The following is an 11,425-nucleotide window of genomic DNA, read 5'->3' as shown; positions in this document are numbered from 1 at the left end:
CCACCTCCACCCCGTCTCGCCGGTTTTGCTTCGCAAGACCGCCTCGCCGACCCTCCCCACAAGGGGGAGGGTACTGGCGCTCCAGATCAATAGATCTTGGAGAACTTCTCGATGTTGGTCTTGTCGAACTGGAAGGGCGGAGCCATCGCAGCCGAGTTGGAGTCGTCGAGCGTGACCTTGCCGACGCGGCCGATCGACAGAGTGGCGCCCGGCTTTGCCTCTTCCTTCTTCACCGCCAGGTCATGGGCGAGGTACACGGCGGAGTAGCCGAGGTCGATCGGGTTCCACAGCGCAACCGCCTGGCTGGCACCGTTGTCGATGAACTTCTTGAACTCGGACGGCAGCGCCAGGCCGGTGACATTGACCTTGCCGATCAGGTTCGCGTCGGTGACGACCTGGGCGGCGGCAACAACGCCGACGGTGGTCGGCGCGATGATCGCCTTGAGGTTCGGATAGGATTTCAGCAGGCCCTTGGCTTCGTCGGTGCTCTTGGCCGAATCGTCATCGCCATAGACGGTGGCGACGAGTTTGATCTTGGGGAATTTCTCCGGCAGCACCTTCTTGGCCGCTTCGATCCAGGCGTTCTGGTTGGTCGCGGTCGACGAAGCCGACAGGATGGCGACTTCGCCGCCTTCCGGCAGATAGTCGGCGGCGAGCTTGATGATGGTCTCGCCGATCAGGCCGGTGTCGGACGGGTTGAGATGCAGCTGGCGGCCTTCCTTGGCGACGCCCGAATCCCACGAGATGACGGTGATGCCGCGCTCCATCGCCTTCTTCAGCACCGGCACCAACGCGTCGGCGTCATTGGCCGAAATCGCGATGGCGTTGACCTTCTGCGCGATCAGCGAATTGACCACTTCGATCTGCGCTTCGGCTGTCGCCTTGGTCGGGCCGGTGTAGATGATGTCGACATCGCCGAGTTCCTTGGCCGCCTCTTCGGCGCCCTTGTTGGCGGCGTCGAAGAAGCCGTTGCCGAGCGACTTCACCACCAGCGCGATCTTGACGTTCTCGGCATAGGCGGCATTCACGAACATGGCGGCCGAGAATGCCGCCGTCACCATCAATTTCTTCAAGAAGCTCATTGTATTTCCTCCCTTTGAGCGTTGCATTCCATCGTCGCTGCGGTTGGTCTCAGGCCTGCAGCGAAGATTCTTCCTTTGCCGACTTGCGGGCGACGATCAGCGTCACACCTGCGGTTTCCAGCATGTTGGCTTCGCGATCCTCGATGCCGTCATCGGTGATAACGGTGGCGATGCGCTTCAGCCCACACAGGATCAGGCTGGAGCGCTGGCGGAATTTCGAGGAATCGACCAGCACCACCAGCTCGTCGGCCTGGTCGATCAGCTTCTGCTCCGCCTGGATCAGCAGCGGGTCGCCTTCCATCAGGCCGAGCGGGCCGAGCCCCTGCGCACCCATGAACATGCGGCGCGCATAGAAATTGCGCGTCACGTCATTGTCGAAGGGCGACAGGATGATGTTCTGCTCGCGGTAGATGGTGCCGCCCGACAGCATCACCGTGTTCTTCGAATGCTTGAGTAGATGCTCGGCGATCGGGAACGAATTGGTGAAGATCGGCATGCGGCGTCCGGTCAGGAAATGCACCATCTGGAAGGTGGTGGTGCCGCCATTGATGATGATCGGCTCGCCGTCTGTGCAGAGCTCCACCGCTTCGCGCGCAATCGCCCGCTTCTGCGACGCATTCAGCGTTTCGTTGACGGAAAAGGGCCGGCCGGCGAGGCCGATGAACTGTGGAGGCGAGATTGCCTCGGCGCCGCCGCGCACCCGGCGCAGGCGCTTTTGTACGTGAAGGGCTGCGATATCGCGCCGGATCGTCGCCTCGGACGAGTCCGTCAGGTCGACCATCTCCTGCACCGTCACCACAGGCTTTTCCTGGACGGCGGACAGAATGATCCTGTGGCGCTCTTTTTCGTGCATGGTTCCTCCCTGCACGCTCATGAGGCACTAGAAAACAACCAGTGTCAATCATTTCCGATCATATAATTTCATTGTGCAGTGCAATATGATTGATATTGATCGTTTGTGATTGACAACCGACCTGCTTGCGTAGACATTCCCGGCAAAATGGACCGCGCCTTTTTGCGTCCCAGGGAGGATAATCATGCTCGACAAGCGCTCCGGCTCGCGCCTTGCCAATCTATGGGACGACGCGAAGGCCAACGGGCTGAGTGAGCCTGAGCTTCTGGTCTATCGCTCGAACACGCTGGGCTCCGACAAGCGCGTCACCAACTATGGCGGCGGCAACACTTCGTCCAAGATCTGGCAGAAGGACCCGCTCACCGGCGCTGAGGTCGAAGTGCTCTGGGTCAAGGGCTCGGGCGGCGACAGCGCCTCGATCAAGCTCGACGGCTTCGCCACCCTCTACATGGACAAGCTGCGGGCGCTGAAGGGCCTCTATCGCGGCGTCGCGCATGAGGACGAGATGGTGGGCTACCTCCCCCACTGCACCTTCAACCTCAATCCGCGCGCGGCCTCGATCGACACGCCGCTGCACGCCTATGTGCCGAAGCCTTTCGTCGATCACATGCATCCCGATGCCATCATCGCCATTGCCGCCGCGAAGGATTCGAAGGCGCTGACGAAAGAAATCTTCGGCGACGCCATCGGCTGGTTGCCATGGAAGCGGCCGGGCTTCGAACTCGGCCTGTGGCTGGAAAAATTCTGCGTCGAACATCCCGAGGCCAAGGGCGTCATCCTGGAAAGCCACGGCCTGTTCACCTGGGGCGATACGCCCAAGGAATGTTACGAGACGACGATCTCGGTCATCAACCAGGCGATCGAATGGTTCGAGCGCCGCTCCGAGGGCCTGGCCATCTTCGGCGGCGAAGTGGTCAAGTCGCTCAACGCTGCTGAGCGCCGCGCCATCGCGGCAAAACTCATGCCGAGGATCCGCGGCCTGATCTCGGAAAAGAGCCACAAGCTCGGTCATTTCGACGACCAGCCCGCCGTTCTCGAATTCGTCAACTCCAGGGATTTGCGCCCGCTGGCCGCGCTCGGCACATCATGCCCGGATCACTTCTTGCGCACAAAGATCCGCCCGCTGGTCATCAAGTTTGATCCGGCCAAGCCCGATGTCGATGCGGTCATTGCCCGCCTTGCCGACGACATTGCCGAATACCGCGTCGGCTACCAGGCTTACTACGACAGCTGCAAGCATCCGGATTCGCCCGCCATACGAGATCCCAACGCCGTCGTCTATCTGATGCCTGGTGTTGGCATGTTCACCTTCGCCGGCGATAAGGCAACGGCGCGCATTTCGGGCGAGTTCTACGTCAACGCCATCAATGTCATGCGCGGCGCCTCGACCGTCTCGTCCTATGTCGGCTTGCCTGCACAGGAAGCCTTCGACATCGAATACTGGCTGCTCGAGGACCTCAAGCTGCAGCGCATGCCGAAGCCGAAGTCGCTTGCCGGCCAGATCGCGCTGGTCACCGGTGGCGCCGGCGGCATTGGCCGGGCCACAGCCAACCGGCTGTTGCGCGAAGGCGCCTGCGTGGTGCTGGCCGATATCGACGAAACAGCGCTTGCCAGCGCCAATGAGGAACTGGCAAAGGCCTATGGCAATGACTTCGTCCGCCCGGTTCTGATCAACGTCACATCGGAGGAACAGGTCGTCTCCGGTTTTGCCGAAACATCAGTCGAGTTCGGCGGCATTGATATTCTCGTCTCCAACGCAGGCCTCGCTTCCTCGGCGCCGATCGAAGAGACGACGCTGGCGCTGTGGAACAAGAATATGGACATCTTGTCGACCGGCTATTTCCTGGTCTCTCGCGAAGCCTTCCGGCTGTTCCGCGCCCAGAAGATCGGCGGCAATGTCGTCTTCGTCGCCTCCAAGAACGGCCTGGCCGCATCGCCCAACGCCGCCGCCTACTGCACCGCCAAGGCCGCCGAGATCCATCTCGCCCGCTGCCTGGCGCTGGAGGGCGCGGAAGCGCAGATCAGGGTCAATGTCGTCAATCCGGACGCCGTGCTGCGCGGCTCGAAAATCTGGACCGGCGAGTGGAAAGAACAGCGCGCCGCCGCCTACAAGATGTCGACCGACGACCTCGAAGAGCACTACCGCTCGCGCTCTATGCTGAAGCGTTCGGTGTTCCCGGAAGACATCGCCGAGGCGATCTACTTCTTCGCCTCCGACATGTCGGCCAAATCCACCGGCAACATCATCAACGTCGACGCTGGCAACGCGCAGAGCTTTACGCGCTGAGCGAACGTCGAAGCGCTTCCCTTCTCCCGTCACTATGCGGGGAGAAGGTGGCCCAAAGGGCCGGATGAGGGGCAGCGCTGACGAACGCATTTGGGAGGAATAGCACTTGTCCGAAACCATCATTTCCGCCGACCTCGTCGCCAGCCACAACGCCCAGCGCGAGGCCAACCTTGAACGCGATTACGCCTCTCTCCGCGAACGCCTCGACCGCTGCGGCATCGCCATCGACGATATCAGAGACAAGGTCGAAAAATTCGCCGTTGCCATTCCGTCCTGGGGCGTCGGCACTGGCGGCACCCGCTTTGCCCGCTTTCCCGGCGCTGGCGAGCCGCGCGACATCTTCGACAAGATCGAGGACTGCGCCGTCATCAGCCAGTTGACGCAGGCGACACCGACCGTCTCGTTGCACATCCCCTGGGACAAGGCCGACCCGAACCGGCTGAAGCAGGCGGCCTCGCGCTTCGGCCTCGGCTTCGACGCCATGAACTCCAACACTTTCTCCGACGCGAAGGACCAGAAGCTCTCCTACAAATTCGGCTCGCTGTCGCATGCCGATGTCGGCACCCGCCGGCAAGCGGTCGAGCACAATCTCGAATGCATCGAGATCGGCAAGACGCTCGGTTCGAAGGCGCTGACGGTATGGATCGGCGACGGTTCGAATTTCCCGGGCCAGGTGAATTTCGCCAAAGCCTTCGAGCGCTATCTCGATGCCATGAAGGAGATCTACGCTGGCCTGCCGGCCGACTGGAAACTGTTCACCGAGCACAAGATGTACGAGCCGGCCTTCTATTCGACGGTCGTGCAGGATTGGGGCACCAACTACCTCATCGCCAGGGAGCTCGGCGACAAGGCCTTCTGCCTGGTCGACCTCGGCCACCATGCGCCCAACGTCAACATCGAGATGATCGTGTCACGGCTGATCCAGTTCAAAAAACTCGGCGGCTTCCACTTCAACGATTCCAAATATGGCGACGACGATCTCGATGCCGGTTCGATCGACCCCTACCGGCTGTTCCTCGTCTTCAACGAACTGGTCGATGCCGAGCTTTCCGGCGTCGAGGGTTTCGATCCCGCCCATATGCTCGACCAGAGCCACAACGTCACCGACCCCATCGAAAGCCTGATGCTGTCGGCGGTCGAGGTGCAGCGCGCCTATGCCCAGGCGCTGCTGGTCGACCGCAAGGCGCTGGAAGGTTTCCAGGACGGCGATGACGCGCTGATGGCGACGCAAACGCTCAAAAGCGCCTACCGCACCGATGTCGAGCCGATCCTGGCCATGGCGCGGTTGAAGAGCGGCGGCGCCATCGATCCGGTCGCCGCCTATCGTGCGGCAGGATACAGGGCGAAGGTCGCAGCGGAGCGGCCTGCGGTTGCGGGCGGCAGCGGCGGGATTGTTTGAGGTTGGCTGATCTCCCCCACGAGGGGGGAGATCAGCAACTCCTCGGCCAGCGGGCGAACACCAATATGTGTTCACTCATATTGATGATGGACTCGGCCGCTCCAAGTAGCTCTTCTAGGCACACTGAACTTGGAGCACCGCCATGCCCTTGACCCGCCGGACGCTGATTGGCGTCACCCTTTCGCTCGCAATAGCGCTGACGCCATCCGCAGCCGTCTTCGCTGCCTCGCCGCAGCCGGCGAAGGGCGAGCACGGCATGGTCGTGACCGCCCAGCATTTCGCGTCGGAAGCCGGCGTCGAGGTGCTGAAGAAGGGCGGCAACGCCGTCGATGCGGCGGTCGCCGTCGGCTATGCGCTCGCGGTCCTCTACCCTAATGCCGGCAATATCGGCGGCGGCGGGTTCATGACCATACGCTTCAAGGACGGCAAATCGACCTTCCTCGACTTTCGCGAGCGCGCGCCGCTGGCGGCAACCAAGACCATGTATCTCGACAAGGATGGCAAGCCGGTGAAGGGCGCCAGCCTTGATGGCTATCTCGCGGTAGGCGTGCCGGGTTCCGTGGCTGGTTTCGAGATGGCGCGCGAAAAATACGGCACGCTGCCACGCCAGGACTTGATGGCGCCGGCAATTACCTATGCCAAGGATGGCTTCGTTCTCGACCAGGGTGACGCTGCTTCATTCGCAAGCAATGCCGCGCGGCTGGCGAAGGACCCTGCCGCGGCCGCCATCTTCCTGAAGCCGGACGGCAAGCCCTATGGCGCCGGCGAGCGTCTCCTCCAGCCCGACCTTGCCGCCTCGCTCGCCGCCATTTCCGAAAAAGGCGCCGATGCCTTCTACAAAGGCGCCATCGCCGATGCCATCGTCAAGGCGAGCGGCGCCAAGGGCGGCATTCTCGCCAAGGCCGATTTCGAGCAGTATGCGGTGCGCGAACTAAAGCCGGTGAGCTGCACCTATCGCGGCTACGAGATCATCTCCTCGCCGCCGCCGAGCTCCGGTGGCGTCATCATCTGCGAAATCCTCAACGTGCTGGAAGGGTACCCGCTATCCTATCTCGGCGCCGACTCGGCCGAGACTGTGCATGTCATGGTCGAGGCGATGCGCCATGCCTATGTTGACCGCAACTCGGCCCTTGGCGATCCCGATTTCGTCGACAACCCGGTCTCGAAACTGCTCGACAAGGGGTACGCCAAGGACATCCGCGACAAGATCGACCCGTTCCGGGCGGCGGTCTCTCAGGACCTGATGCCGAAGGGCTTTGGCGAGTCGAACGAGACGACGCATTATTCGATCATCGACAATGACGGCAACGCGGTCGCGGTCACCTACACGCTGAACGGCTCGTTCGGCGCCGGTGTCGTTGCCGACGGCACTGGCATCCTGCTTAACAACGAGATGGACGATTTCACCCAGAAGCCCGGCGTGCCCAATCTCTACGGTCTGGTCCAGGGCGAGGCGAATGCCATCCAGCCGAAGAAGACGCCACTGTCGTCTATGAGCCCGACCGTCGTGGCCAAGGACGGCAAGCCGTTCATGGTCATCGGCAGCCCTGGCGGCTCACGCATCATCACCATCACGCTGGAAGCCATCGTCAACGTCATCGACCACGGCATGAACATCCAGGAGGCGATCGACGCGCCGCGCATCCATCATCAGTGGCTGCCCGATACGATCTATGTCGAACCGTTCGGCCTGTCGCCCGACACCGAAAAGCTGCTGGCCGGCATGGGCTACCACCTCGATCTCGCTGATTCGACCTGGGGCCAGGCGGCCGGCATTCTTGTCGGAGGCAAGAGCCTTGCGGAAATCGAGAAGGGTGGCGGCGCCCGCTACAACGGCGCCATCGACAGCCGCGCCGCATCCGGCGAGGCTCTAGGATACTAGATCACGATCAAACAAGGATCGATCAAAGGACGAGCGTGAGGGTCGATCCGACCAGCATCAGCGCGGCGATGCCAACGAACAGCGCGTAAATGCGCGGCCGGTCGAGCAGCAGCGCATTGCCCGATATCCAGGCGGCGGTCGCGCCGCCAAGCGCAAACAGGAAGCCGTTGCGGTGGCCGAAGGTCATGGAAGCGGCCATCAGCCCGCCAATGATGAGCGCGCCGAACACGATGATCACGGCGACGGCGTATTTCTCGAAGTCGTTGCCGCCGCCCATGGCCGGGCCGATCGCGTTCAAATTCGGCAGATCGTCCGGATCGAAGGGATTGGTCGACCCATATTCATCTTGACCGACAGGTTCTCGCATCACTCATTCTCCGCTGACCGGCAACAAATCATCAACATCTGCCGAGCGCAACCGGATCGCGCATTGCCGAAGGCGGCCGATGCGGTCTTCAACACCTTCTGATGCCGACTTGCCACGGTTTTTTCGGACAGGGTCGCAAAATCCACCACGCTTTAAAGCAATTCCAGGAAAAGTGTGATCGGTTTTCCCGGGAAAAGCGCGTAGCGCTTTCCCTTGGGAATTGCGCCGAAACAAAGAGATAGAGCGGTTCGCCGTTTCCGTGAAACGGCGAACCGCTCTAGGCTCACACCCCTGAATTACCTGGAAAAATCGCTGCGCACGATGCCGTGCCGCTGCAGTTTGTCATAGAAGGTCTTGCGCGGGATGCCGAGCGCCTCGATCGTACGCCGGACATCGCCGTCATTGCGGCCAAGCGTCTCGCGGATCACATCGGCCTCATAGCGTTCCAGCCGTTCCGGCAGCGAACCGGCGTCGTCCGTTTCCGCCGAGGCGGAAAGCGACGCTTGCGCCGCTTCCTCAAGCCCAAGCACGAAACGCTCGGCGAAATGCGCCAGCTCCCGCACATTGCCCGGCCAGTCATGCTGGCCGAGATGGCGATGTACCGAAGCCGGCACAACGGGTACCGGACGGTGGAAGCGGGCGGCGGCGCGCTCGGCGAAATAGAAGAACAGCAAGGCAACGTCGTCGCGGCGTTCGCGCAGCGGCGGGATCGAGATCGTCACCACGTTGAGCCGGTAATAGAGATCCTCGCGGAAGGCGCCGCGCTGGCCGGGATCGCCGAGATCGACCTTGGCGGCGGCAACGACACGCAGATCGACCGGCCGCACTTCGTTGGTGCCGAGTGGCGTCACCTCGCGCATTTCCAGCACCCTGAGCATCTGTACCTGGGTCGAGACCGGCATGCTTTCGATCTCGTCGAGGAACAGCGTGCCGCCGCTCGAATGCTCGATGCGGCCGATCCGCTTCTTCTGTGCACCGGTGAAGGCGCCGGCCTCATGGCCGAACAATTCGCTCTCGATCACCGTATCCGGCAGCGTGCCGCAATTCAGCGCCACGAAATTTCCCTTGGCGCGCCGGCTCCAGCGATGCAGCAGGCTCGCCACCACCTCCTTGCCGGAGCCGGTCTCTCCGGTTACCAGCACATCGACATCGGTATCGGCGATTTGCCTCAGCGTGCGGCGCAGCCGCTCCATGGCTGGCGTCTGGCCGATCAGCGGCAGCCCGTCCTGCGCCTGTTCGGCGCTTTCGCGCAAGGCGCGGTTCTCCATCACCAGGCGGCGCTTTTCGGCTGCGCGCGCCACGCTTTGCGCCAGCCGGTCGGCGGCGAACGGCTTGGTGATGAAATCGTAGGCGCCGTCCTTGATTGCCTTGACTGCAACCGCGATGTCGCCATGCCCGGTGACCAGGATCACCGGAATGTCAGGATCGAGCTGCAAAACGCGATCGAAGAGCTGCAGGCCGTCAATGCCGGGCATACGGATGTCGGACACCACCACGCCGGAGAAGTTGGCGTCGAGCCCGGCCAGCGCCTCGGCAGCGGAAGCAAAGGCCGACACCGAAAAGCCGGCAAGCTCCAGCGTCTGCCGAGTGGCTCTCAGCAGCTCGCTGTCGTCGTCGATCAGGATGACCGGTGCGGTGTCCATCATCGAGCCTTGGCGAGGTGAACGGTGAAGCGCGTGCCGTCCCTGCCGCTCGCCACCTCGATGCGACCGCCATAATCGGCGACGATATCCTGCGAGATGACGAGGCCGAGCCCAAGGCCTTTCTCTTTCGACGTGTTGAACGGCGTGAACAGCGATTTGAGGATAGCGGGCGAAATGCCCGGTCCGTTGTCGGCGACGGCAAGCGCCACGCCGTCGGCCGTTTCCTGCGCCGAAACTTGCACCCTGGCGCCGTCGCGGCCGTCCAGCGCCTCCAGCGCGTTCTGGAAAAGATTGATCAGCACCTGCTCCAGCCGCAGCCGGTTGCCCATCACCTTGAGTGTCTGCGGCGGCAGCGTGATGTCAAGCGCGTCCAGCCGGCCGGCAAAGCGGCTCCTGAGCAGCACGACCGCCCCTTCGATGACGTCGCGCAACTCGACCGGCTCGGCCGCGGTGCGACCTTTGCGGGCAAAGACCTTCAACTCCTCGGTGATGCCGCCGATGCGCTCCGTCAGCGCCGCAATCGCGCCAAGGTTCTCCTCGGCCGAGGCGGTCTGCTTGCGCTCCAGGAACACACGCGCATTGTCGGCATAGGCGCGGATCGTTGCCACCGGCTGGTTGATCTCATGCGCGACGCCGGCGGCAACCTGGCCGAGGGTCGCAAGACGGTTGGCCTGCACCAGTTCCTGCTGCATGACCTGCAGCTTGGCCTCCGTGCTGCGGTGATCGGTGATCTCGGCCTGCAGCCGGTCGCGCGCCAGGCTCAGATCATGCGTGCGCTCGACGACGCGGCGTTCGAGCTCGATGCGCGCCGCCTGTTCGGCGGCAATGCGCATCTGCGCCGACTGCCGTCGCCACAGGAGATAGCCGGCCAGCGCCAGCAGCGGCACCACCACGCCCAGCGCCAGCAGCCGCATTTCACGCACCGCAGCCGCGATCGGCGCTTCGGCCGGGACGAGATAGTCGAGCCGCCATGGCGTCGATTGGACCAGTGTCGAAAGTCTGAGATATTCGGCATCGCTGCCGCCGGGCGTCACCGCATGCACCATCGATACGTCAGGGCTCAATGCCTCAGGGCGGGTGATCGGCAGCGGGATCAGCGGCGCGTTGCCGAATTGCTGGCTGCTCCGGATGGTGGCAGCCAGCGGGCCGGCAAGTGGTGCCGTGGTCATGAAACGCCAGGACGGCACGCTGGTGATCAGCACGACGCCATGATCATCGCTGACATAGGCCGGGCGGTTGGCCTCGTGCCAGTCGGCCTCGAGCTGGTCGAATTCCATCTTGACGACGACGACGCCAAGCGGTGCGGCCGCATTGCCGACGCGCCGCGAAATGTAGAGGCCGGGGCGCTTGCTGGTGTTACCGAGAGCGAAATACTCGGCGGTTCCGGATTGCATGGCGCCGGAGAAGTAGGCGCGGAAACCATAGTCGTTGCCGACAAAGCTGGTCGCCTCACGCCAGTTGCTGGAAGCGATTGCGAACCCGTCGACGCCGGTGACATAAAGCACCGACGCCTTGGTGCCGGAGACCAGCCCTTCGAGTTTGCGGTTGAGCACGTCGATCGCGACTGCGCCTTTGTTCTGCAGGGCGTCATGTACCTGCTGATCCTCGGAAAGGAGAAGCGGCAGCGCCCGCGGGCTTTCCAGCACCGCGCGCAGCAGCGCAACCTTCAGGTTGGCATCGGTGCGGCCTTGCGCCGCCAGCGTTGCGACCTCGGCACGGCGCGCATAGAGGCCGGCGCCGGTGAGCGCCGTCGCCACGAACACAAGCGCTATTCCCGCAAACAGCAGCCAGGCGCGGCGTGCCCGCTTGCCGAGTTGCTCCGGCGTCGATGACAAGGCAGCGGCAGGGCGTTGCAGCATCGCCCATTTGTGCATGATTTCGCACAAAGCACAATTCAGTCATGCGGATGTCC

The 11,425-nt window shown here is 62.9% G+C and carries 8 protein-coding genes; 3 read left to right on the top strand and 5 right to left on the bottom strand.

Annotation, left to right across the window (positions count from 1 at the left end; genetic code table 11):
- Positions 1–86: 86 nt before the first annotated feature.
- Positions 87–1,082: a rhamnose ABC transporter substrate-binding protein gene (gene rhaS, locus AC1D1L_RS00690; protein ID WP_477338001.1), complete on the bottom strand. Its 996-nt coding sequence runs from the start codon at positions 1,080–1,082 to the stop codon at positions 87–89.
- Between the two features lie 49 nt (positions 1,083–1,131).
- Entirely contained in the window at positions 1,132–1,935 is an 804-nt protein-coding gene (locus AC1D1L_RS00685) for a DeoR/GlpR family DNA-binding transcription regulator (RefSeq protein WP_192258893.1), read from the bottom strand.
- Between the two features lie 184 nt (positions 1,936–2,119).
- Between AC1D1L_RS00685 and AC1D1L_RS00680 the strand changes: the two genes are divergently transcribed.
- The 3 genes from AC1D1L_RS00680 to ggt all read left to right on the top strand — a co-directional run bounded on the left by AC1D1L_RS00680 (position 2,120) and on the right by ggt (position 7,503).
- On the top strand, positions 2,120–4,222 hold the full coding sequence (locus AC1D1L_RS00680) for a bifunctional rhamnulose-1-phosphate aldolase/short-chain dehydrogenase (RefSeq protein ID WP_477337999.1): 2,103 nt from the start codon (positions 2,120–2,122) through the stop codon (positions 4,220–4,222).
- 106 nt (positions 4,223–4,328) lie between these two features.
- Positions 4,329–5,621 (top strand): L-rhamnose catabolism isomerase, encoded by a 1,293-nt coding sequence (gene rhaI / locus AC1D1L_RS00675; RefSeq protein ID WP_477337997.1) that lies wholly within the window; start codon positions 4,329–4,331, stop codon positions 5,619–5,621.
- 142 nt (positions 5,622–5,763) lie between these two features.
- Positions 5,764–7,503, top strand: coding sequence for a gamma-glutamyltransferase (gene ggt, locus AC1D1L_RS00670; RefSeq protein ID WP_477337995.1), 1,740 nt, complete (start codon positions 5,764–5,766; stop codon positions 7,501–7,503).
- A 22-nt stretch (positions 7,504–7,525) separates the two neighbouring features.
- Here ggt and AC1D1L_RS00665 read toward each other — a convergent pair whose 3' ends face one another.
- The 3 genes from AC1D1L_RS00665 to AC1D1L_RS00655 all read right to left on the bottom strand — a co-directional run bounded on the left by AC1D1L_RS00665 (position 7,526) and on the right by AC1D1L_RS00655 (position 11,387).
- The gene (locus AC1D1L_RS00665; protein WP_352592729.1) at positions 7,526–7,870 is read right to left on the bottom strand and encodes a hypothetical protein; all 345 of its coding nucleotides are present in this window, start codon (positions 7,868–7,870) and stop codon (positions 7,526–7,528) included.
- 296 nt (positions 7,871–8,166) lie between these two features.
- Positions 8,167–9,516, bottom strand: coding sequence for a sigma-54-dependent transcriptional regulator (locus AC1D1L_RS00660; RefSeq protein ID WP_352592726.1), 1,350 nt, complete (start codon positions 9,514–9,516; stop codon positions 8,167–8,169).
- Positions 9,513–11,387: a sensor histidine kinase gene (locus AC1D1L_RS00655; protein WP_477337992.1), complete on the bottom strand. Its 1,875-nt coding sequence runs from the start codon at positions 11,385–11,387 to the stop codon at positions 9,513–9,515. Before AC1D1L_RS00655 ends, AC1D1L_RS00660 begins: the two co-directional genes overlap by 4 nt.
- Positions 11,388–11,425 lie beyond the last annotated feature (38 nt).

The organism is Mesorhizobium sp. P2_D6 (genome assembly GCF_056404315.1).
Note: the sequence above shows the minus strand (reverse complement) of the source record. Positions and strands in the feature narration are given on the sequence as shown.